Raw genomic sequence first — 22510 nt, 5'->3', positions numbered from 1 at the left:
GGGGCTGGGGAGCACGATTCTCGCCCATCCCCGGCCGTCCCGACAGCCCACCGACCAGCCGTCCCTAATACCCGCCGACGGCCGTCCCGACAGCCCCGACAGTCCGCCGACCGCCGCCCCGGCACCCCGCCACCCGCCGGCCCCTCAGGCCCGGGCCACCGCGCACGCCGCAGTGAACGCCCGGGCCCGCCGGGTGATCTCCGCCCAGTCCCCCGCCGCGACCGCGTCCGGCGGCACCACGTCCGTGCCCGCGCAGACCGCGAGCGCGCCGTGCGCCAGGAAGTCGGCGGCGTTGCCCGCGTTCACCCCGCCGGAGGCCACCAGCGGGACGTCCGGGTACGGGCCGCGCAGGTCCTTGAAGTAGCCGGGGCCGAACGCCCGGGCCGGGAAGATCTTCACGGCGGCGGCCCCGAGGTCCACCGCCCGGGCCACCTCGGTCGGGGTGAGCGCCCCGAGCACCACCGGCACCCCGGCGGCCCGGGCGGCCTGCGCCACCTCGGGCCGGCAGCCGGGGGTGACCAGGAAGGACGCCCCGCTCGCGACCCCGCGCTCGGCCTGCTCGGCGGTCAGCACGGTGCCCACGCCGACCCGCCAGCCCGCGTCCGCGGCACGCCGCAGGTGCGTCGTCACCTCCGGTGTGGTGTAGGTGAATTCGGTCCAGTTGATGCCGCCGTCGGCGAGCGCGGCGCACAGCGCGGCCGCGTCCGGGATGCGGGGCGCGCGGACCACGGCGATCACCGGGTCGTCCCGCAGGTCGGCGAGGGGGTTCACGGAGGGAGGATTCACGGAGGGGGGATTCACAGGGATCTGGTTCCTCGGTCGGTGCGGCGCAGGGCGCGCCCGGGCCGGGCGCCCGTGGTGCGGCCCTGCCGGACGACGGCGGTGCCGTTGACGTACACGTGCTGGACGCCCTCGGCGGGCAGCCGGGGGTGCTCGAAGGTGGCGGCGTCCCGGACCTTCTCGGGGTCGAGGAGCACCAGGTCGGCGTGGTGGCCGGGGGCGATCCGGCCGCGCCGGTGCAGCCCGAGCCGGGCGGCGGGCCGGCCGGTCATCCGGGCGATGGCCTCCTCCAGCGTCAGCACGCCCAACTCCCGGCTGTAGTGGCCGAGGTAGCGGGGGAAGGTGCCCCAGGCGCGCGGGTGCGGCCGGGCGCCGACCAGCAGCCCGTCGCTGCCGACGGTGTGCGCCGGGTGGCGCATGATCGCCCGGACGTTCTCCTCGTGCCCGACGTGCTGGAGGATCGTGGTGGCCAGTTCGTCGCGGCGCAGCAGGTCGAGGAAGACCTCCGTCCCGCTGCGGCCCTGCTCGGCGGCGAGTTCGGCGACGGTCCGGCCGACCGTCCGTGCCAGCTCGGCCGTCCGGACGCCGGAGATCTGGATCGTCGCCCAGTCGGTGACGACGCCGTGGCAGCCGTCGCTGCCCTTCTCCTCCACCTCGTACCGGATCCGCTCGCGGGCGGCCGGGTCGGCGAGCCGGGTGAGGGTCGCTTCCGGGCCGCCCTCGGTGGCCCAACTGGGCAGCAGGGCGGCCAGGGTGGTGGAGCCGGGCAGGTAGGGGTAGCTGTCCAGGGTGAGGTCGACGCCGTCGGCGAGTGCCTGGTCGACCAGTTCCAGCAGTTCGCCGGCCCGGCCCCGGTTGACGCCGAAGTTCATCGTGGCGTGGGTCAGGTGCAGCGCGCAGCCGGTCCGCCGGGCGATCTCCACCATTTCCGCGTAGCCATCCAACGCGCCTGCGCCGTACGAGCGTTGGTGCGGGGCGTGGAAGCCGCCGTAGGCCGCGACCACGGTGCACAGCTCGACCAGCTCGGCGGTGTCCGCGTACATCCCGGGGGTGTAGCTGAGACCGCTGGACATGCCGACCGCGCCGTCCAGCAGGCCCTGCGCCAACTCCTGGCGCATCCGGTCGAGTTCGGCCGGGGTGGGCGGCCGGTTGGCCCAGCCCATGGCGAGCATCCGCAGCGAGCCGTGCGGGACGAGGTAGCAGGCGTTGACGGCGACGCCGGTGCGGTCGATCCGGTCCAGGTAGCCGGCGACGCCGCGCCAGTCCCAGTCGAAGGCCTCCGGATCGCCGTTCCAGCCGGCCAGTTGGCGGCGCAGCGCGGGCAGGGTGGTGTCGTCCACCGGGGCGTAGGACAGGCCGTCCTGGCCGAGGACCTCGCAGGTGACGCCCTGGGTGACCTTGGCCGGGTGCTCGGGTTCGAGCAGCAGGGCGAGGTCGGAGTGGGCGTGCATGTCGATGAAGCCGGGGGCGAGGACCAGCCCGTCGGCGTCCACCACCGTCGGCGCGTCGAGGCCGGGGCCGATCCCGGTGATCAGCCCGTCGGTGATCCGCACGTCCGCCCGGTAGCGGTCCGCGCCGGTGCCGTCGACGACGGTGGCGCCCCGGAAGACGGTGTCGGGCGCTCTGCCGCCCGCCATCAGAAGAACGTCCTGACCAGCCCGGTGACCTTCGGCTCGGCCGCGTCGGCGGAGTCGAGCACCGGGATCGCGGTCCACTTGTCGAAGGCCGTGCACGGGTGGGAGACGCCGAGTCGCAGCACCGCGCCGATCGGGGCGAGGTCGCCCGCGTCGCGCAGGAAGGCGTGCTGGTCGTTGAGTGCGGTGATCCGGGCCGCAGTGCCGGTCAACTCGGCTCCGCCGCGCACGTGTTGCGGCTCGGGCAGGCCCTCGTCGAAGGGCAGGTCGCGCTTGCCGGCGTCCAGCAGGGCCAGTTGCGGCTCGGGCCGGGACACCACCCGGGCCCAGCCGTGCAGCGCGCTGCGGAACGGCGTGGCGCCGGCGCCCCGGACCAGCGGCGAGATGCCCCGGTAGAAGCCGTCGTCGTGGGCGATGTACGCGCCCGAGCGCAGGACCACGAGGGCTTCCGGCAGGCCTGCGAGTTCCTCGACGACCAGGTCGAAGTAGGCGCTGCCGCCGGCCGTCACGATCGGCCGGGCGTCGTCCGGGTAGGCGCGGGCGAGCCGGCCGTGCAGGTCGGCGAGCGCCTTGAGGTAGCCGCGGACGGTGGCCAGCCCGTCGGCGGTGGCGTCGTGGGCGAGCGCGCCCTCGTAGCCGCCGACGCCCGCGAGGCGCAGGGTGGGCGCGCGCAGCACGGCGGCGGCGATCTCGACGGCCGCGTCGACGCCGCGGGCGCCGGTGCGCCCGCCGGGTCCGCCGAGTTCGACCAGGACCTCGACGGGCCGCTGGGCCCCGGCGGCGCGCAGCGCCTCGTCCATCAGCCGGACGCTCTCGGTGGAGTCCACCCAGGAGACGAAGGCGAACGCCGGGTCGGCGGCCAGTTCGGCGGCGAGCCAGGCCAGTCCGGCCGGGTCGAGCAGGGTGTTGGCGAGCAGGATCCGCTCGACTCCGAAGGCCCGGGCGACGCGCACCTGCGGCAGGTTGGCGAGGGTGATGCCGTGGCTGCCGGCGGCGAGCTGCGCCTGCCAGAGGGCGGGCGCCATGGTGGTCTTGCCGTGCGGCACGAGCGCGACCCCGGCCTTGGCGCACCAGTCGGCCATGGTGCGCAGGTTGTGGTCGAGCGCGGCGCCGTCCAGGGTGAGCAGCGGGGTGCCGAGCCCGGTGAGGGTGGGCCCGGTGGCCAGCCAGTCGCGGACGGAGTGCCCCCAGGCCTCCGGCGGGGCGGCCTTGAACCGCCAGTCGAGCGTCTCGTCGGCGAGGGCCGCCACCGCGCCGTCGTCGATGCCCGGCCCGGTGCCGATGCTTGCGAAGGTCTGCTCCACCGTCTTCCTCCATCTGCCGTGTTGCAACATGTGCAATGAGGGTTGCACATGTTGGCATGACGGTTCTAGCATCGGCGCCGGATCACGGTCAACGGAACGGCCGCCGCAGACGGAGGAGCCCAGCAGATGCCGCGACAGGACACCCCGGGCCCGGCCCGCCCCGGTCCTTCCCCGACGGCCGTGTGCGTGGGCGAGTCCATGGCGGTGCTGCTGCCGGACCGGCCGGGCCCGCTGGAGGCCGTGGAGAACTTCCGGTTGTCGGTCGGCGGCGCGGAGTCCAACGTGGCCGGTGCGCTGGCCGCGCTCGGCGTGCCGACCGCCTGGATCAGCCGGGTCGGCGACGACGGCTTCGGCCGCCGGCTGCTCGCCGAGGTCGCCGCCCGCGGCGTGGACGTCTCGGCGGTCGCCGTCGACCCGCACCGCCCCACCGGCCTGTACCTCAAGGAGGTCGGCGGCGCCACCGGCCACCACCACGACCTCGGCCCCGGCCGCAGCCGGCTGCACTACCACCGGCGCGGCTCCGCGGCCGCCGCGCTCTCCCCCGCCCTGCTGGCCGACCCGGCGGCCGTCCGGCTGCTGTCCGGCGCCCGTCTGCTGCACCTGTCCGGCATCACCGCCGCGCTCTCCGACGACTGCCTGGCGCTGCTGCGCGCCCTGCTCGCCGACCGCCCCCCGGAGCGGACCATCAGCTTCGACCTCAACTGGCGCCCCGCACTCTGGCACGACCGCGACCCGGCCGTCCTGCCGCCGCTGCTGGACGCCGCCGACCTGCTGCTGATCGGCGCCGACGAGGCCGAGGCCGCGTTCGGCACCGGGGAGCCGGTCGCGCTGCGCCGCCGCTTCGCCTCCCCGGCCACCGTGGTGGTCAAGGACGCCGCCCGGCTGGTCACCGCCCTGGAGCGGGACGGCACGTCGGTGAGCGAACCGGCCCTGGCCGTCGAGGTGGTCGAGGCCACCGGCGCGGGCGACGCCTTCGCCGCCGGCTACCTGGCCGGCACCGTCCGCGGCCTGGACCAGCGCCGCCGGCTGCGGCTCGGCCACCTGAGCGCCGCCTGCGCGCTGACCGCCCACGGCGACCAGGCCGAACTGCCGCCCGCCGCCGTGGTGGCCGCGCTGCTCGACGCCTCGCCCGCCGACTGGGCCGCCACCCGGGTCTCGGTGGAGGGCATCACCGGCCCGGCCGTCCCCGCGGACCGGTCCCGCGGCACCCGGCGGGCCCGGGCACAATGAGCACCAACCCGAGCCCGAACGACCCCGGCGGAGCACGATGAGCCAGACCGTCACCCGCGCCCTGCGCCTGCTCGCCGAACTCGGCGAGGGCGAACGCTCCCTCGACCAGCTGGCCGAGGTGCTCGGCGTCCACAAGACGACCGTGCTCCGACTGCTCCAGAGCCTGGAGGAGGAACGGTTCGTCTACCGTGACGCCGCCTACCGCTACCACCTGGGCGCCGGCCTGTTCGCCCTCTCCGGCCTCGCCCTGGAACAGCGCGGCGTCCGCCGGATCGCCGCCCCGCACCTGGCCGAGCTGAACGCCACCACCGGCCAGACCGTGCACCTGGCCGCGTACGAGGGCGGCGAGGTCGTCTACATCGACAAGTTCGACTCCCGGCACCCGGTCAGGATGTACTCCCGGATCGGCCTGCGCGCCGCCCTGCACAGCGCCGCCGTCTCCAAGGTGCTGCTCGCCGACCTGCCGCTGCCCGAACGCCGCCGGGTGGCCGCCGGGATCGACTTCACCCCGCACACCCCGCGCACCCTCAGCACGCCCGAGGCGCTGCTCGCCGAGCTGGAGAAGGTCGCCGTCCAGGGCTGGGCGCAGGACCACGCCGAGCACGAGGCGTTCATCAACTGCGTGGCCGCCCCGATCCGGGACGCCAGCGGCCGGGTCGTCGCCGCCGCGTCCATCTCCGTCCCGGACGTCGTCCTCCCCTACGAGCAGGTGCTGGACCTCCTCCCGCAACTGCTCGCCACCACCCGCGCCATCTCGGCCGACTGCGGTCGCCCGGACCACAACTGATGAACCGTCAGATCGTAAGGAACCCCATGAACGAGCAGCACCCGACCAACGGCAAGACCGAGATCCGCACCGACGGCGCCCCCGCCCCCGCCTGGATGTTCTCCCAGGGCGTCCGCAAGGGCCCGATCCTCCAGGTCTCCGGCCAGGGCCCGCAGGACCCGGCGACCGGCGAGTACCTGTACCACGGCGACGTGAAGGCGCAGACCCGGCGCACGCTGGAGAACGTCAAGGCGATCGTCGAGGCCGGCGGCGCCACCATCGAGGACGTGGTGATGTTCCGGGTCTACCTCACCAAGCGGGCGGACTTCCCGCTGATGAACGAGGTGTACGCCGAGTTCATCGACGAGAACATCAAGCCCGGCGGCGTGAAGCCCTGCCGTACCACGATTTTCGTCGAGCTGCCGCAGGAGCCGATGCTGGTCGAGATCGACGCCCAGGCCGTCGTCGCCTGAAACACCGCCGAGCAGCCCGACCACCGCAAGGGCCCGGACGCGCACCAGGCGTCCGGGCCCTGCGCCGTCCCCCTCGTTCACCTCCCCGCGGGCACGCCCTGCTCGGCCGGAGCTCACCGCCCCACTGGCGCACCCTGCTCGGCCGGAGCTCACCGCCCCGCGGGCACGCCCTGCTCGGCCGGGGCACCCGAGCGCGCCACGACCCGCCCCTCGCCCGCCGCGCCGCGCCGGTCCAGCGCCGCCGCGAACACCGTCACCCCGAGGGCGACCGCGGTGAGCAGCCCGCCCACCCAGTTCGGCGCGTCGTAGCCGAGGCCGCCGGAGATGACCAGTCCGCCGAGCCAGGCGGCGAGCGCGTTGCCCAGGTTGAACGCGGCGATGTTGGCGGCCGAGGCCAGTGTCGGCGCGCCTGCCGCCTGGTCCATGACCCGCTTCTGCAGCGGCGCGACGGTCGCGAAGCCGAACAGCCCGATCAGCGGGATGAGGACGATCGCGGCCGGCTTGCTGTGCGCGGCGAAGGTGAAGGCGAACAGCAGCACCGCGAGTACCGCGAGGATCACGGTGAGGCTGCGCATCAGCGCGCGGTCGGCGAACCAGCCGCCCAGCAGGTTGCCGACGAACAGGCCGACGCCGAACAGGAAGAGCAGCCAGGTGACGCTGCTCGGGGCGAAGCCGGCCAGTTCGGTCATCATCGGCGTGATGTAGGTGAACATCGCGAAGATGCCGCCCCAGCCGAGCACGGTCATGGCGAGCGCGAGCCAGAGCCGCAGGGTCCGGAAGACGGCCAGTTCGGGGCCGAGCCGGGCGGCGCCGGTCCGCGGCTGGACGGGCACCAGCGCCGCGATTCCGGCGAGGCCGAGCAGGCCGAGCCCGGCGACGACGTAGAACGTGGAGCGCCAGCCGAAGTGCTGGCCGAGCAGGGTGCCCATCGGGACGCCCAGCACGTTGGCGGCGGTGAGGCCGGTGAACATCAGGGCGATGGCGCCGGCCCGCTTGTGCGGGGCGACCAGGTCGGCGGCGACGACCGAGCCGATGCCGAAGAACGCGCCGTGCGCGAAGGCGCTGACGATCCGCCCGACCATCAGCAGCCCGAAGGCGGGGGCGACGGCCGCGATCAGGTTGCCCACCACGAACAGGCCCATCAGCGTCAGCAGCATGCCCTTGCGGGGGGCACGGGTGCCGAGGATGGTGAGCAGCGGGCCGCCGACCACGACGCCGAGCGCGTAGCCGGAGATCAGCAGACCGGCGGTGGGGATGGCGACCGAGAAGTCGCCGGCGACCTCGGGCAGCAGGCCCATGATCACGAACTCGGTGGTGCCGATGCCGAAGGCGCTGATCGCCAGCGCCAGGAGCGCGAGGGGCATGAGGGACCGCTTTCCAGAGAGAACCGTTGCGCATGCAACTACCGGCGTCGACAATACGAGACATCCGCAGATACTTGCAAGCGCTTTCTATCCCCGACGGCAGCGACCTCGGCCACGCCACTTGCCACACCCCCGAGCGGAGATTAGGTTAGGCTCACCTAACTAACTGGAGGTCCGTCATGAGCCTGCCCGCCGGCGACGCCGAGGTGCCCGAACCCACCACCGCCGAGCGGGTCCAGAGCCTGCTCAGCGCGACCTCCTCGCTCACCGTCCGCGCCTGCGGCGAGCACCACGACCTCGACACCCCGGTCTCCGTCCACGGCTCCCGGCTGCGCCTGCGCGCCCCGCTGGGCGACCCGCTCGCCACCGCCACCGCCCGCGCCACCGACGGACTCGCCGTCGTCCTGGACGTCACCGACATCTCCCCCGTCGCCGTCCGCGACCGGATCCGCGCCCGCCTCACCCTGGCCGGCCGACTCCACCTGGCCCACCTCGCCGACGACGGCCTCAGCGTCCACCTGCGCGTGGACGTCGCCCACGCCGTCCTCTCCACCCCGTACGGCACCGGCGCACTCACCGCCGGCGACCTCGCCCACGCCGCACCCGACCCGCTGGCCCGCTACGAGGCCGCCATGCTCACCCACCTCGCCGACGACCACGCCGACGCCCTCGCCGTCCTCACCCGGCTGCTCGACCCGGACCTGCTCGCCCAGCACCCGGAGGTCCGCCCGCTCGCCCTGGACCGCCACGGCCTGGTCCTGCGCCTGGACCACCCGCACGGCCACCGCGACGTCCGCCTGGTCTTCCCCGAACCGGCCGCCGACACCGAGGACTTCGGGCAGCGGATGCACGAGCTGCTGAGCGCCGCCCAGCACGGGCTGCCCGCCCACCGGATCTGAACCGGCCCACCAACGCGCCTGACGCATCGTCAACCCACCCCGGGGGCACCCGAAAAGGCCCGGAAACGACAGCGGCCGGCCCGGCTCGCGAGAGAAGTCTCACGAGCCGGGCCGGCCTGGGCGTGTCCCGCGCCCATGTCCACTGCTGCGGCGATCACCCGGTCGAGCGGTCACCCGACATGACCATCCCGGGCGGTCGATTCGCCCCGTAGCAGCGGTGGTTCCTCATCCGGCACATCCGGTGCATCCGGTGCATCCGGTGCATCCGGCACGGGTCAGAGCGCGACGCCGTGGGCCCGCAGGTAGGCGACCGGGTTGATGTCCGAGCCGTACTCCGAGCCGTTGCGGATCTCGAAGTGCAGGTGCGGGCCGGTCACGTTGCCGGTCGCGCCGGAGAGGCCGATCTGCTGTCCGGCCTTGACGGCCTGACCGATCTTCACACCGATCGAGGAGAGGTGCGCGTACTCGGCGAAGTGGCCGTCGGCGAGCTTGATCTCGACCTCGTTGCCGTAGGCGCCGCCGTTGCCGGCCTTCACCACGACACCGTTGCCGACGGCGCGCAGCGGGGTGCCGGTGGAGGCGACGAAGTCCTGGCCGGTGTGGTGGCCGGAGGCCCACATCGAGCCGGCCACGCCGTAGGCGGTGCCCAGCTTCGGGCTGGCCAGCGGGGCGACGAAGGCCGAGGCGGCGGCGACCGGAACGGCGGTGACCGCGGTGGTCGGCGCGGCGGTCTGCAGCTGGGTCTGGAGCTGGGCGGACGGCTTGGCCGCCTCGGTCCGGACCTCCAGCTGGGCCTGCGGCTTGGCGGCGGTGGTGGCCGGCGCGGCGTCCTGGGCGGACGGCTGGGCGGGCTTCGCCGGGGCGGCGGGCTTGGCCGGGGCGGCCTGGCCGGCGATCACGAGCTGCTGACCGGGGAAGATCAGGTCCGGGTTGCCGCCGACGACCTCGCGGTTGTGGTCGTACAGCGCCTGCCAGCCGCCGTCGACGTGCTGGGCGTCGGCGATCCGGGACAGGGTGTCGCCGCTGACGACGCGGTAGCTCTCCTGCGACGGGGCCTGGGCCTGGTCGGTGGGAGCGGCGGCCGGGGCGGCGGTGACGGCGGCGGCCGGCGCGGGGTAGGCCTGGGCGCTCATCGCGGTGACGAGCGGCAGTGCGAAGGAGACACCGGTGACGGCGGTGGCGATCCCGATGCGGGCGGCGCGGGGCAGGGCGATACGACGAGCCTGTGCAGGCATGGAATTTTCCTCTCCGACGCCTGCGAGGTGAGCTGTCGGGTTCGGGCTGGAGTTGCCCGGCCGCACATGCGGCTTCACCCCTAGCCGGCCCTGGATCCGGGTACGCGAAAGCGTGCCGTTTCCGGTCCGGCGACTTACCTGTGGGTCCCCCGCTCCTGCCGTACAGAGTTCGGTGCGAGCCACCGGGCAGCGGCAGGATTCGGCGTTCCACCCGGTGGATCCGTCCGGACTGGCCGGGCGGTCGCTGAACTAAAACCCATCCGTTCGGGTGAAGCAATGTCGATCACTTGAACCGGCAACAACCCCCCGAGCTGCGGTGACCCTCCGAATGATCGACTGCACCGTACGTGCACAATCCATTCACCCGGCGCCACTGATCCACGACGCTGCGCCGATTCCGCCACCGCTGCGCACCCACCCGCTCACGCACCGCGCACCCACCGACACACCCCCCGGTGACCCTTGTCACGTACGCCCCACGGGCGCAGGATCGGCCCGTGGCCACCTCCGAAGCAGGAACACTGCGCCTGGGCACCTCGCGGGGACGCTGGGTCCTCCTCGCGACGGTGCTCGGCTCCAGCATGGCGATGCTCGACGGCACCGTGGTGAACGTCGCGCTGCCCCGCATCGGCACCGATCTCGGCGCCTCCCTCGCGTCCCTGCAGTGGACGCTCAACGCCTATCTGCTCACCCTGGCCGGACTGATCCTGCTCGGCGGCGCGCTCGGCGACCGGTACGGCCGGCGCCGGGTCTTCCTGATCGGCGTGCTCTGGTTCGCCGCCGCCTCCGCGGCCTGCGCCGCCGCCCCCACCATCCACGTGCTGATCGCCGCCCGCGCCGTCCAGGGCATCGGCGGGGCGCTGCTCACCCCCGGTTCGCTCGCCATGCTGCAAGCCGTCTTCCACCCGGACGACCGCTCGGCGGCGGTCGGCCTGTGGTCGGGCCTCGGCGGGGTGTCGGCCGCGGTCGGCCCCTTCCTCGGCGGCTGGCTGGTGGACGGCCCCGGCTGGCGGTGGATCTTCCTGCTGAACCTGCCGCTCGCGGCCGCCGTGGTCGCGGTCACCTCCCGGTTCGTCCCCGAGAGCCGGAACGAGAGCGCCGTCGGCCGCTTCGACGTGCTCGGCGCGCTGCTCGCCGCGCTCGCCCTCGGCGCGATCACCTACGCGCTGACCGCCGCCGGAGAGGGCCTGTCCCCCGCGGTCTGGCTCACCGGCGCGATCGGCCTGCTGCTCGGCGCGGCCTTCATCGCGGTCGAGCGCCGCGCCGCCGAGCCGATGCTGCCGCTCGGCCTCTTCTCCTCCCGGCTGTTCACCGCCGTCAACCTGGTCACCCTCTGCGTCTACGCGGCGTTCAGCGGGGTGTTCTTCCTGCTGGTGGTGCAGTTGCAGATCGTCTCCGGCTTCTCCCCGCTGGTCTCCGGCCTCGCCCTGATCCCGATCACCGTGCTGATGCTGACCCTGTCGGCGCGCGCCGGGCGGCTGGGCAAGCGGATCGGCCCCCGGATCCCGCTCACCGTCGGTCCGCTGCTGTGCGCCGCCGGGGTGCTGCTGATGCTGCGCATCGGCCCCGGCTCCTCCTACTGGGCGGACGTGCTGCCCGCCGTCACGGTGCTGGGCTGCGGGATGACCCTGCTGGTCGCGCCGCTGACGGCGACGGTGCTGGCCGCCGTCGAGGTCCGGCACGCGGGCATCGCCAGCGGCGTCAACAACGCCGCCGCCCGCGCGGCCGGGCTGCTCGCGGTCGCCGCGCTGCCCTCGCTCGCCGGGCTGAGCGGCGACGCCTACCGGGTGCCGTCCGCCGTGGACTCCGCCTTCCGCACCGCGATGCTGATCTGCGCCGGGCTGCTGGTCACCGGCGGGCTGACGGCCTTCGCCACCGTCCGCGGCAACGTGCTCGCGCCGGTGGACCGCCCGGTGGCCGAGCCGGACTGCGAGTGGGCCTGCGGCACCACCCCGCCGCTCGACCCGGGCCACGTCCACACGGACGAGGGCCCCGCCACCGGATCGGCGGCAGGGCCCTCAGCCAGCTGACGAATCGTCAGGAAGTACTGCCCGTCAGAGAATGTCGGCCGGCGCGTACTTGGCGGCCTCCGGGTAGGCGGCGGCGACGGCCTCCACCTGGCGGACCACCTCGGCGACCTGGGCGCCGGCCGCACCGGTGAAGGAAAGCCGGTCGGCCAGCAGCGCGTCCAGCCCGGCCCGGTCCAGCGGGATCCGCTCGTCGGCGGCCAGCCGGTCCAGCAGCTCGTTCTCGCGGCCACCCGCACGCATCGCCAGCGCGGAGGCGACGGCGTGCTCCTTGATGACCTCGTGCCCGGTCTCCCGGCCGACGCCCGCGCGCACCGCGCCCATCAGCACCTTGGTGGTGGCGAGGAACGGCAGGTAGCGGTCCAGCTCGGCCTCGATCACGGCGGGGAAGGCGCCGAACTCGTCGAGAACGGTCAGGAAGGTCTCCAGCAGGCCGTCGAAGGCGAAGAAGGCGTCCGGCAGCGCGACCCGGCGCACCACCGAGCAGGAGACGTCACCCTCGTTCCACTGGTCGCCGGCCAGCTCGCCGGTCATCGAGGCGTAGCCGCGCAGGATGACGGCCAGGCCGTTGACGCGCTCGCAGGAGCGGGTGTTCATCTTGTGCGGCATCGCCGAGGAGCCGACCTGGCCCTCCTTGAAGCCCTCCGTCACCAGCTCGTGGCCGGCCATCAGACGGATGGTCTTGGCCAGGCTGGACGGCGCGGCGGCCAGCTGGACGAGGGCGGTGAGCACCTCGAAGTCCAGCGAGCGCGGGTAGACCTGGCCGACGCTGATGAACACGTTGTCGAAGCCGAGGTGCCCGGCGACCCGGCGCTCCAGCTCGGCGAGCTTGTCGGTGTCGCCACCGAGCAGGTCCAGCATGTCCTGGGCGGTGCCGACCGGGCCCTTGATCCCGCGCAGCGGGTAGCGGGCGATCAGCTCCTCCAGGCGGCGGAAGGCGACCAGCAGCTCGTCGGTGATCGACGCGAAGCGCTTGCCCAGGGTGGTGGCCTGCGCGGCCACGTTGTGCGAGCGGCCGGCCATGACCAGCTCGGAGTGCTGGGCCGCCAGGCGGGCCAGCCGGACCAGCACGGCCACCGTACGGTCGCGCACGTGCTCCAGCGACTGGCGGATCTGCAGCTGCTCGACGTTCTCGGTCAGATCCCGGGAGGTCATGCCCTTGTGGATCTGCTCGTGGCCGGCGAGTTCGCTGAACTCCTCGATGCGGGCCTTCACGTCGTGGCGGGTGACCCGCTCACGGGCGGCGATCGAGCCGAGGTCGACCTGGTCGATCACCCGCTCGTAGTCGGCGACGGCGTTCGCCGGTACCTCGACACCGAGGTCCTGCTGGGCCTTCAGGACGGCGAGCCACAGGTGGCGCTCGAGGACCACCTTGTGCTCGGGGGACCACAGCTGGGCCAGGGTCGCCGAGGCGTACCGGGAGGCCAGGACATTGGGGATCTGGGGCTTCGCGCTCACGCTTCGCAAGCCTAACAGCCGAGGTCAGCCGGAACGTCGGCGCATCGGACGACTACGGCCCGGGCCGGAGCGGACGGCTCCGACCGGGCCCGCCCGACGGCTCCCGCCGGGCGCGGCGCGGTCCGTTACCGGGCGGCTTACTGCGCGGCGCCGGCCCGGCCGGCCAGCACCGGCAGGACCTGCCCGCAGATCGAGTGCAGCGCGATCCGCTGCTCGTCGGTCATCGCCTCGAACGCCTGGTGGGTGCGGGCCATCTCGCCGCGGATGCGGTTCAGGATCTCCCGGCCCTCGTCCGTGATCACGACGATCTTCACCCGGCGGTCGCCGGCGGCGGCCTCCCGGTGGGCCAGGCGCAGCGTCTCCAGCCGGTCCACGATCCCGGTGACGTTGGAGGCGTCGCAGCCCAGCCGTCCGGCCAGCGCCCGCATCGGCACCGGCTCCTGCACCGCGCCGAGCGCCTTGGCCTGCGAGGAGGAGAGCCCGTGCCGGGCCGCGGCCGCCGCGAAGTCCTGGAAATACGCGGCGCCGACGGCGGCCAACGCCTCCATCAACTCGGCGTTGGTCGGTACGGTCGTCGTCGCTGTCGAACCCATGGGGTCAGCGTACGGCCGAGTGCTTCAGCAACTCAAGCTTTGACCACGGCAACCGTCGACGGCTTGACCAGAACTGCAGCACCGGCCGGTCGACAGAGCCTCCGGCCGGTCGACAGAGCTTAGAGCACCAGCTGATCGAACAGGTGCCGCAGCTCCGGCTCCGGGTCCGCGGTCAGCCCGGTGTGCACCGGCCCCGGCTGGACGATCGCGCTGCGCGGAGCGGTCAGCCAGCGGAACCGCTGCCCCGGGCTGTCCCCCGCCGCCGGACCGGCCTGCGGGCCCCCGGCGCACACCGCCTCGATCCCGTGCAGCGCCCGCCGCACCCCGTGCACGTCCGCCACCGGGTCGAGCGCCAGCAGCCGGGCCTGGTCCAGGTGCGTGCGCGCGGCCAGATACCCGTTCTGCCGGCAGTACAGCAGCACCCCGACGTTGACGCACTCGCCGCGCTCCACCCGCGGCACCGCGCGGATCACGGCGTACTCGTAGTCGTGCAGTTCGACGGCGGCCGGCAGCGCGGGCGTCCTCGGCTCGGTCATGCGGGCACCTCCGGCAGCCAGTCGCGCGGACCGGCCAGCCGGCCGGTCAGCTGGGCGCGGTACGCGGCGCGCACCGCCTCGGGCGAGTCGAAGCCTGGCTCGTCCAGCAGCCAGACCTCCGGGATCCTCGCCACCGCGCCCTCGATCGCGGCCTCCGCGAGCGGCGCGAGCGCCTTGTCCGCGGCCGTCAGGTCCGGCCGGGCCCGCAGCAGCGCGTGGTCGGAGGCGTCGTACGGGCGGCGCACCCAGGCGGCGGCGCCCGCCCAGTGGTGGTGGAAGATCAGGCTCGCGCCGTGGTCGATCAGCCGCAGCCCGCCGGTCGCCACCAGCAGGTTGGGGTTGCGCCAGGAGCGGTCGACGTTGCCGATCAGCGCGTCGAACCAGAGCACCTGGCCGGCCAGCTCCGGATCCACCTCGAAGCAGAGCGGGTCGAAGTTGAGCGCGCCGCTGACGAAGGCCATCCCGAGGTTGGTCCCGCCACTGGCCCGCATCTGGTCCTGGACCTGCTGGTCCGGCTCGCTGCGGGCCAGCACCGGATCCAGGTCGACCGTCACCAGCTCCGGCACCGGCAGCCCGAGCCGCCGGCCCAACTCCCCGGCCAGCACCTCCGCCACCAACGCCTTCCGGCCCTGCGCCGCACCGACCCATTTCAGCGCGTACAGCCGCCGGTCGTCGGCCTCGACCAGGCCCGGCATCGAGCCGCCTTCTCGCAGTGGCGTCACATAACGGACCGCCGTCACCTCGGGGAGCACGCCCCACAGCCTATCGGTGCCGACCCGTCACCTCCTCCCCTCCGTACGCCCCCCGTCCCACCCCTCCACCATCCGCCCCACCCCGGTGGCAGCCCCCGCTGCTCCGTGCGAGTGTGGCGGACAGCAATGGGGACCTTCGCGGTTACGACCTGCACGGCAAAGGGATGAGCGATGGAACGACCTCGGATCCTGATCGTGGGCGGTGGCTTCGCCGGCCTGGAGTGCGCCCGCCGACTCGAACGCAAGCTCGCGCCGTCGGAGGCCGAGATCTCGCTGGTCACACCGTTCAGCTACCAGCTCTACCTGCCCCTGCTGCCGCACGTCGCGGCCGGCGTGCTGACCCCGCAGTCGGTCGCGGTCTCCCTGCGCCGCACGCTGCGCCGCACCCACATCGTTCCGGGCGGCGCGATCGGCGTGGACCCGGCCTCCAAGGTGTGCGTGGTCCGCAAGATCACCGACGAGGTGGTGGCGCAGAAGTACGACTACCTGGTCCTCGCCCCCGGCAGCGTCACCCGCACCTTCGACATCCCCGGCCTGACCGACTACGCCCGCGGGATGAAGACGCTCGCCGAAGCGGCCTACGTCCGCGACCACGTGATCGCCCAACTCGACCTCGCCTCGGCCACCTTGGACCAGCGGGAGCGCGAGTCCCGGCTCCAGTTCGTGGTCGTCGGCGGCGGCTACGCGGGCACCGAGACGGCCGCCTGCCTGCAGCGTCTGACCACCGCCGCGTCCCACCGCTATCCGCGCCTGGACACCCGGCAGATCAAGTGGCACCTGATCGACATCGCCCCGAAGCTGATGCCGGAGCTGGGCGACGCGCTGGGCCTGGCCGCTCTGGAGGTGCTGCGCGGCCGCGGCATCGAGGTGTCGCTGGGCGTCTCGGTGGCCGAAGTCGGCGCCGAGTCGGTCAAGTTCACCGACGGCAGGGTGCTGCCCTGCCGCACGCTGATCTGGACCGCCGGGGTGGCCGCGAGCCCGCTGATCGGCACGCTGGACGCGGAGACGGTCCGCGGCCGGCTCGCGGTGACGGCGGAGATGCGGGTGCCGCAGTTCGAGAGCGTGTTCGCGCTGGGCGACGCGGCCGCCGTGCCGGACCTCGCCAAGGGCGACGGCGCGGTCTGCCCGCCGACCGCCCAGCACTCCGCCCGGCAGGGCCGCGTGGTGGCCGACAACGTGATCGCCGCGCTCCGCGACCAGCCTCTGGAGCCCTATTACCACAAGGACTTGGGCCTGGTGGTCGACCTGGGCGGCAAGGACGCGGTGTCCAAGCCGCTCGGCGTGGAGCTGCACGGGGTGCCGGCCCAACTGGTGGCCCGCGGCTACCACCTGATGGCGATGCGCACCAACGCGGCCAAGTTCCGGGTGAGCGCCAACTGGCTGCTCAACGCGACCGCCGGGGACGACTTCGTCCGGACCGGCTTCCTCGCCCGGCAGCCCGCCCGGATGCGCGATTTCGAGTACACCGATGCCTACTTGACGAAGGATCAGGTCCGGGCGCACGCCCAGGCCCTGCTCGCCAAGGGCTGAGCCACCCGGCGCCCGCCTCCGGAACCGATCCGGAGAACGGGCGCCGAGCGCCACAACGTCACGACGTCACCGCGCCGCCAGGTACATCCCGCCCGCGTCCTGCCCCGCCGTGTTGCGGCACGCGTAGTCGCCGCTGCTCTGCCCCCACAGCAGGGTCAGGCAGCGCCCGAGCGCCTGCTGCCCGTAGTAGTTGGGGTGCATCGACTCCTGCAGCACGCCCTGCGTGGAGTTGAGGCCGCCGTCCAGGAAGCGCGCCCATTCGCTGGTGGTCGCGGACGGTCCGGCGGTGGCGGTCGGCTGCCGGGTGGCCGTCGAGCAGACCTCACGGCCCTGCAGCATGTCGGAGAGGTCGAGGAACTGGGCGCCCTTGGACGCCGCGACCCCGGCCAGCGACTTGGAGATCTGCGGCACCATCGAGTCGCGCGCCCAGTCGGCGTCACCGTCCCAGAACGGGCAGCCACCGGTGTTCGAGCGGGTCCAGCCGCTCTCCGGGTAGCGCATCTCGGCGCTGCGCGGGATCGGCGAGGGGTAGGACTGCAGGACGAGGCGGTAGTCCCCCTGCGCGTAGCCGGCGCCGGCCATCACCGCGCGGATCTCGTCGATCGCCTTGCCGACCCCGGCCATCGCCGTGGGCATCTTCGAGTCGATCGAGGACTGCGCGGAGTCGTGGCAGTAGGAGTACCAGATGAGGTAGTCCTGGACGCAGTTGGAGATGATGCCGCCGAAGCCGAGGTCGTTGCCGCCGATCGACAGCGTGATCAGCTTGACGTTGTTCTGCCGTGCCACAGTGGCGAGTTGGTCGGCCTGCGGGGCCTCGCCCTTGAGCGTCTGGCCGCCGTTGGCGGCGCGGAAGATGTTCGCGGCGACGGCGCCGGAGCAGGCCAGGTTGATCTCGTTCTGCGCGCCGGTGGAGGCGCTGAGCACCTCGGCGACGTCGGAGCGGTCGCAGCCGCTCGCGGCCGTGGGGCCGTAGATCCGGGAGGCGTCGGCGGAACTGCCGTTCCAGGCGCGGTCGGTACCGGCCCGGCTGCCGCTGGTGCCGGCGGCGTTGCCCATCCAGCGGCCGGCCTCGCCGGAGATGTAGCTGTCGCCGAGCGTGACGCTGGCGGTGGGGCCGCCCGGTGCGGCGAGGGGTATGGAGGGGGCCGCGGCGGCCGGCGCGGCGGCGGCGAGGCCGCCGGCCATCAGACCGCCGGCGGCCAGCGGGAGGGCGAGGGCCGCGGTGAGCAGCCGTCGGCGGAGTCGAGGGGCGCTGCGGGTGATGCTCGAACTGTTTTCGGGCACGGCGGAACTCCTGCGGCTCGGTCTTCCCGTGCGGTGGGGACGGGAAGACGCCTAGGTGAGGGTGGGCCGCCGGCCGGTGGCGCGATGAACATGACATGCCCGCACTGGTTACCGCTAGGTATCTGCACCAGGTTTCCCGCTTTGTTACCGCCGGGTTCAGACCAGCGGAGCACCGGGTTCAGACCGGCGGAGCGCACGGGTCGAACCGGACCGGCGGAGCCCGGTTCACACCAGCCGCGAACCGGCCCCGCCCGCCCCCAGCACGGCCGCCAGGTCCTCGGCCAGCCGCTGCGCGTCCGCCGGTTCCAGCTGGGCCACGGTGAGCCGCAGCCCGGGCGGGGACTGGATGCGGTAGCGCGCGCCGGGCGCCGCGACCCAGCCGCGCTGCACCAGCGCCACCAGCACGGAGGTCTCGTCCGGCACCGGCACCCAGACGTTCAGTCCGCTCTCGCCGTGCGCCTCGATGCCGCGCGCGGCGAGTTCGCCGAGCAGCGCGTCCCGGCGGGCCCGGTAGACGCCGGCCACCCGGGCGACCGGCACCGCGTCGGTGCGCCACAGCTCGGCGACGGCCCGCTGGAGCAGGTGGCTGACCCAGCCTGCGCCGAGGCGCAGCCGCCCGGTCACCCGTCCGATGGTGTCCTCGTCGCCGACGGCCACCGAGAGCCGCAGGTCCGGGCCGTACGCCTTGGCCGCCGAGCGCACCACGGCCCAGTGCCGCGCGCCGGCACCCACCAGCGAGTGGTACGGCTGGTCGACCATGCCGTGCCCGTGGTCGTCCTCGATCAGCAGCACGCCGGGGTGCTCGGCCAGGACGGCCCGCAGCTCCTCGGCCCGGCGGGCGGTGACCGCGGCGCCGGTCGGGTTCTGCGCCCGACTGGTGACCACCACCGCGCGGGCGCCCTCGGCCAGCGCGACGGCGAGCGAGTCGGGCAGCGGACCCTCGTCGTCCAGCCGGACGGGCGCGGGCCGCAGGCCGAGCGCGGGCAGCAGGTCGAGCAGGCTGCCCCAGCCCGGGTCCTCGACGGCGACGGCGTCGCCGGGGCGCAGCCGGGTGGCGAGGATGCGCTCGATGGTGTCGAGCGAGCCGGAGGCGACGGCGATCGGGCCGCCGGGCAGGCCGTCGGTCTCGAAGGAGGCGCGGGCGAGCGCGAGCAGCCCGGGGTCGATGGCCGGGTGCCCGTACAGGACGGGCTCGGCGTGGGCGGCCTCGGCGGCGGCCGCGAGGACCGGGGCGAGGTCGGGCAGCAGCGCCGGGTCGGGGTTGCCGGCGGACAGGTCGCGGGCGTGCGGGGGGACGGGGACGCGGATCTGGTCGCGCGGGGTGAGCGCGGGCCTGGGGAGGATCCGGCTGCCCTTGCGGCCGGCGGTCTCGATCACCCCGCGGTCGCGGAGCAGCCGGTAGGCGGCGGCGACGGTGTTGGGGTTGACGCCGAGTTCGGCGGCGAGGTCGCGCAGCGGGGGCAGCGCGGTTCCGGGGGCGAGGCGTCCGGTGCTCACGCCCTGTTCGATGTGGGACGCGATTTCGCTGGCGCGTCGCCCTTTCAGCGGATAGTCTCCTAGCACAAAGCAAATTATGCACTAGTACATAGAGGTTGTCATGTCGGCCCCTTCAGAAGGCTCCGCCAGCTACTCCCGCACCCCCCGCACCACCCCCACCCGCTACAAGGACCGCGCCACCTGGGAGCAGGAGGCGATCCACGACATCCTCGACCACGCGTACATCTGCCACCTCGGCTTCGTCGCCGACGGCGCCCCCGTCGTCCTGCCGACCATCTACGCCCGCGTCGGCGGCCGACTGTACGTCCACGGCTCCACCGGCAGCCGTCCGCTGCGCAACGCCTCCGCCGACCAGGGCCTGCCGGTCTGCCTCACCGTCACCCTGGTCGACGCGCTGGTGCTGACCAAGTCCGCGTTCAACCACTCGGTCAACTTCCGCTCGGTCGTCGCCCACGGCACCGCCCACCAGGTCACCGACCCCGAGGAGCTGGACGTCGCGCTGGCCGCGCTGGTCGACCACGCGATCCCCGGCCGCTCCGCCGACGTCCGCCCGGCCAACGCCAAGGAACTCGCCGCCACCGCCGTCCTGCGGCTCGACCTGGACGAGGTCTCGGCCAAGACCCGCGACGACGGCGCCGACGACGACCCGGAGGACCTCGACCTGCCCCACTGGTCCGGCCTGATCCCGGTCACCACCGTGCACGGCACCCCCGAGCCCGCCGACTCCACCACCGTCCCGCTGCCCGCGCACCTGCGCGGCTACCCCCGCTGACGGAGGGCCCGCCGATGCTGATCAGATCCTGGGACCGCGGCGACGAACAGGAGTGGCGCGCCTGGCTGGCCGAGGGCCGCGACTTCGGCCTGCTCGCCGCCAACGGCGGACCGGGCGAGGGCCCGGTGCTCGTCCCGACGCACTTCCTGCTGGACGCCGAGCGCGGCGAGATCCTGCTCCACCTCGCCACGCCCAACCCGCTGCTGGCCGCCGTCCGGGCCGACCCGCAGGTCACCCTCGCGGTCACCGACGGCTACGCCTTCGCGCCCGGCCACTGGCGCGGCGAGCCGGGCACGCCCACCAGCTACTACGCCTCCGTCCACTTCCACTGCACCGCCGAGCTCGTCGAGTCCGCGGCGGGCAAGGCGGAGATCCTCAACCGCCAGCTGGCGCACTTCCAGCCGGAGACGCCGGACACCCGGGTGGTGCCCGGTGAGGGCGAGTTCTCCCGGCTGCTGCCCGGCCTGCGCGGGCTCCGCCTGACGGTCCGCGAGGTGCGCGCCAAGTTCAAGTACGACGACAAGAAGCCGGCCGACGCCCAGCACGCGATCGCCGACCGGCTGGCCGAGCGCGAGGCCGGCCGCGCGAACGCCCCGCACCCCCGGCGCGACCAGGACGCCGCCGCCCGCACCCAACTGCTGCGCCGGCACCAGCGGCGCGTCGGCTGACCGGGGCGCACCGACCGACCGAGGCGCACCGACCGACCTGGGGCGCGTCAACTGGCCCGGCAGGCGCACCGGCTGGCCCGGGGGCGCGTCCGACCGTTCACGCTCCCGGCGCGAATGGCCCATCGCGCCCCTGGTGACTGACCCCGGATCACCCGATCGGCCCCCAATTCGAGCAGGGCGGCCCCGCCGCTGCTCGAATGTGAGACGAGCCCTGCCCACTCGGCCGTCAGAGCGGGCCCGTCCACCTCGGGGAGCGCGCTTGTCCACACTCAACAGCCACCGGGCGGGCGAGGCCCACCTCGGGCACGTCATCTTCATCTCCGCCGCCGCCGCGATGGGCGGGTTCCTGTTCGGCTACGACAGCGCGGTGATCAACGGTGCGGTGACGGGCATCCAGAAGCACTTCGCCGTGGGCAACGGCGAAACGGCCTTCGTGGTGGCCATCGCGCTGCTCGGCTCGGCGGCCGGCGCGGTGGCCGCCGGCCGGCTCGCCGACCACCTCGGCCGGGTCCGCACCATGCTGCTGGCCGCCACCCTGTTCGCGATCAGCGGCATCGGCTCGATGTTCCCGCCGAGCATCCAGGTGCTGGCCACCTGGCGCGTGGTCGGCGGCATCGCGATCGGCATCGCCTCGGTGATCGCGCCGACCTACATCGCCGAGGTCGCGCCGACCGCCTACCGGGGCCGGCTCGCCTCCTTCCAGCAGATGGCGATCGTGCTCGGCATCACCGTCTCCCAGCTCGCCAACTGGGCGATCAACCAGGCCGCCGGCGGCGAGTCCACCGGCCACCTGGGCGGCATCCAGGCCTGGCAGTGGATGCTCGGCGTGGAGACCATCCCGGCCCTGGTGTACGGGCTGATGGCGCTCGCCATCCCGGAGTCGCCGCGCTACCTGATCGCCGACCACCGGGAGGACCAGGCCCGCAAGGTGCTGCGCGAGGTGGAGGGCGAGGACGTCGACCTGGACACCCGGGTCGCGGAGATCCGCGCGGTGCTGGAGTCCTCGCACAAGCCCCGGCTCAAGGACCTGCTCGGCGGGCCGTTCGGCCTGCTGCCGATCGTCTGGGTCGGCATCGGGGCCTCGGTGTTCCAGCAGTTCGTCGGCATCAACGTGATCTTCTACTACTCCTCCTTCCTCTGGCAGTCGGTCGGCATCAACGAGTCCAACTCCCTGCTGATCAGCCTCTCCACCTCGATCATCAACGTGATCGGCACGGTGATCGCGATGGCGCTGGTGGACCGGATCGGCCGCAAGCCGCTCGCCCTGGCCGGCTCGATCGGCATGGCGCTCGCGCTGGGCACCGCCGCCTGGGCGTTCTCCTACCGGCACGGCACGGGGGACACCGCCACCCTCGACAACACCCACGCCACCGTCGCCCTGGTCGCGGCGCACGTCTTCGTGCTCTGCTTCGCCTTCTCCTGGGGCGTGGTGGTCTGGGTCCTGCTCGGCGAGATGTTCCCCAACCGGATCCGCGCGCTCGCGCTGTCCGTCGCCGCCTCGGCCCAGTGGATCGCCAACTGGGCGATCACCGTCAGCTTCCCCAACCTCGCCGACTGGAACCTGTCGGCGACGTACGTCATCTACGCGGCCTTCGCCCTGCTCTCCATCCCGTTCGTGGCCTTCTGCATCAAGGAGACCAAGGGCCGCGCCCTGGAGGAGATGGGCTGAGCCCGCCCCCGTCGAGTCCCCGCCGCATCCGGCCCGACC

General features: G+C 73.7%; 20 protein-coding genes and 1 riboswitch. Of the genes, 9 read left to right on the top strand and 11 right to left on the bottom strand.

What is annotated here, in order from left to right:
- Window positions 1–144: 144 nt before the first annotated feature.
- The 3 genes from A6F73_RS27505 to A6F73_RS27495 are packed head-to-tail and all read right to left on the bottom strand — an operon-like array spanning window position 145 to window position 3718.
- Window positions 145–771: a bifunctional 4-hydroxy-2-oxoglutarate aldolase/2-dehydro-3-deoxy-phosphogluconate aldolase gene (locus tag A6F73_RS27505; RefSeq protein ID WP_063350231.1), complete on the bottom strand. Its 627-nt coding sequence runs from the start codon at window positions 769–771 to the stop codon at window positions 145–147.
- A gap of 26 nt (window positions 772–797) precedes the next feature.
- Complete coding sequence (locus A6F73_RS27500) at window positions 798–2417, bottom strand: D-aminoacylase (RefSeq protein WP_063350230.1); 1620 nt, start codon at window positions 2415–2417, stop codon at window positions 798–800.
- Window positions 2417–3718 (bottom strand): alanine racemase, encoded by a 1302-nt coding sequence (locus A6F73_RS27495; RefSeq protein ID WP_244293517.1) that lies wholly within the window; start codon window positions 3716–3718, stop codon window positions 2417–2419. Before A6F73_RS27495 ends, A6F73_RS27500 begins: the two co-directional genes overlap by 1 nt.
- 126 nt (window positions 3719–3844) lie before the next feature.
- Here A6F73_RS27495 and A6F73_RS27490 point away from each other — a divergent pair, with 126 nt between their 5' ends.
- Genes A6F73_RS27490 through A6F73_RS27480 form a run of 3 tightly spaced genes read left to right on the top strand, consistent with a single transcriptional unit; the run spans window position 3845 to window position 6187 of the window.
- On the top strand, window positions 3845–4948 hold the full coding sequence (locus tag A6F73_RS27490; RefSeq protein WP_063350229.1) for a sugar kinase: 1104 nt from the start codon (window positions 3845–3847) through the stop codon (window positions 4946–4948).
- A 37-nt stretch (window positions 4949–4985) separates the two neighbouring features.
- Window positions 4986–5735, top strand: coding sequence for an IclR family transcriptional regulator (locus tag A6F73_RS27485; RefSeq protein ID WP_063350228.1), 750 nt, complete (start codon window positions 4986–4988; stop codon window positions 5733–5735).
- Between the two features lie 26 nt (window positions 5736–5761).
- Window positions 5762–6187, top strand: a complete 426-nt coding sequence (locus A6F73_RS27480) for a RidA family protein (protein WP_063350227.1) — start codon at window positions 5762–5764, stop codon at window positions 6185–6187.
- Between the two features lie 149 nt (window positions 6188–6336).
- Here A6F73_RS27480 and A6F73_RS27475 read toward each other — a convergent pair whose 3' ends face one another.
- Window positions 6337–7551, bottom strand: coding sequence for an MFS transporter (locus tag A6F73_RS27475; RefSeq protein WP_063350226.1), 1215 nt, complete (start codon window positions 7549–7551; stop codon window positions 6337–6339).
- Window positions 7552–7730: 179 nt separating this feature from the next.
- Here A6F73_RS27475 and A6F73_RS27470 point away from each other — a divergent pair, with 179 nt between their 5' ends.
- Window positions 7731–8450, top strand: a complete 720-nt coding sequence (locus A6F73_RS27470; RefSeq protein ID WP_063350225.1) for a DUF2470 domain-containing protein — start codon at window positions 7731–7733, stop codon at window positions 8448–8450.
- Between the two features lie 275 nt (window positions 8451–8725).
- Here A6F73_RS27470 and A6F73_RS27465 read toward each other — a convergent pair whose 3' ends face one another.
- The gene (locus A6F73_RS27465; protein WP_063350224.1) at window positions 8726–9685 is read right to left on the bottom strand and encodes a LysM peptidoglycan-binding domain-containing M23 family metallopeptidase; all 960 of its coding nucleotides are present in this window, start codon (window positions 9683–9685) and stop codon (window positions 8726–8728) included.
- A 2-nt stretch (window positions 9686–9687) separates the two neighbouring features.
- A riboswitch (cyclic di-AMP (ydaO/yuaA leader) is annotated at window positions 9688–9870 on the bottom strand.
- Window positions 9871–10182: 312 nt separating this feature from the next.
- On the opposite strand from A6F73_RS27465, the gene A6F73_RS27460 reads away from it, so the two are divergent.
- Window positions 10183–11715, top strand: a complete 1533-nt coding sequence (locus A6F73_RS27460) for an MFS transporter (RefSeq protein ID WP_063350223.1) — start codon at window positions 10183–10185, stop codon at window positions 11713–11715.
- Window positions 11716–11739: 24 nt separating this feature from the next.
- On the opposite strand, the gene purB is transcribed toward A6F73_RS27460, so the two are convergent.
- The 4 genes from purB to A6F73_RS27440 form a co-directional block, all read right to left on the bottom strand.
- On the bottom strand, window positions 11740–13170 hold the full coding sequence (gene purB, locus A6F73_RS27455; RefSeq protein ID WP_063350222.1) for an adenylosuccinate lyase: 1431 nt from the start codon (window positions 13168–13170) through the stop codon (window positions 11740–11742).
- Window positions 13171–13307: 137 nt separating this feature from the next.
- The gene (locus A6F73_RS27450; protein WP_063350221.1) at window positions 13308–13763 is read right to left on the bottom strand and encodes a MarR family transcriptional regulator; all 456 of its coding nucleotides are present in this window, start codon (window positions 13761–13763) and stop codon (window positions 13308–13310) included.
- Window positions 13764–13882: 119 nt separating this feature from the next.
- The gene (locus tag A6F73_RS27445) at window positions 13883–14299 is read right to left on the bottom strand and encodes a DUF3037 domain-containing protein (protein WP_063350220.1); all 417 of its coding nucleotides are present in this window, start codon (window positions 14297–14299) and stop codon (window positions 13883–13885) included.
- Window positions 14296–15051: a HipA family kinase gene (locus tag A6F73_RS27440; protein WP_079136059.1), complete on the bottom strand. Its 756-nt coding sequence runs from the start codon at window positions 15049–15051 to the stop codon at window positions 14296–14298. The genes A6F73_RS27445 and A6F73_RS27440 overlap by 4 nt, the downstream gene beginning before the upstream one ends.
- A gap of 171 nt (window positions 15052–15222) precedes the next feature.
- Between A6F73_RS27440 and A6F73_RS27435 the strand changes: the two genes are divergently transcribed.
- Window positions 15223–16581, top strand: a complete 1359-nt coding sequence (locus A6F73_RS27435) for an NAD(P)/FAD-dependent oxidoreductase (RefSeq protein WP_063350218.1) — start codon at window positions 15223–15225, stop codon at window positions 16579–16581.
- Window positions 16582–16647: 66 nt separating this feature from the next.
- On the opposite strand, the gene A6F73_RS27430 is transcribed toward A6F73_RS27435, so the two are convergent.
- Both A6F73_RS27430 and A6F73_RS27425 read right to left on the bottom strand, forming a co-directional pair.
- Window positions 16648–17865: a GDSL-type esterase/lipase family protein gene (locus tag A6F73_RS27430; protein ID WP_063350217.1), complete on the bottom strand. Its 1218-nt coding sequence runs from the start codon at window positions 17863–17865 to the stop codon at window positions 16648–16650.
- Window positions 17866–18090: 225 nt separating this feature from the next.
- Entirely contained in the window at window positions 18091–19428 is a 1338-nt protein-coding gene (locus A6F73_RS27425; protein ID WP_063350216.1) for an aminotransferase class I/II-fold pyridoxal phosphate-dependent enzyme, read from the bottom strand.
- 34 nt (window positions 19429–19462) lie between these two features.
- Between A6F73_RS27425 and A6F73_RS27420 the strand changes: the two genes are divergently transcribed.
- The 3 genes from A6F73_RS27420 (at window position 19463) to A6F73_RS27410 (ending at window position 22471) form a co-directional block, all read left to right on the top strand.
- Entirely contained in the window at window positions 19463–20134 is a 672-nt protein-coding gene (locus A6F73_RS27420) for a pyridoxamine 5'-phosphate oxidase family protein (protein ID WP_063350215.1), read from the top strand.
- Between the two features lie 14 nt (window positions 20135–20148).
- Complete coding sequence (locus tag A6F73_RS27415) at window positions 20149–20802, top strand: FMN-binding negative transcriptional regulator (protein WP_063350214.1); 654 nt, start codon at window positions 20149–20151, stop codon at window positions 20800–20802.
- 259 nt (window positions 20803–21061) lie between these two features.
- Complete coding sequence (locus tag A6F73_RS27410; RefSeq protein WP_063350213.1) at window positions 21062–22471, top strand: sugar porter family MFS transporter; 1410 nt, start codon at window positions 21062–21064, stop codon at window positions 22469–22471.
- Window positions 22472–22510: the final 39 nt, after the last annotated feature.

Source organism: Streptomyces sp. MJM8645 (genome assembly GCF_001625365.1).
Lineage (GTDB): Bacteria > Actinomycetota > Actinomycetes > Streptomycetales > Streptomycetaceae > Kitasatospora.
Note: the sequence above shows the minus strand (reverse complement) of the source record. Positions and strands in the feature narration are given on the sequence as shown.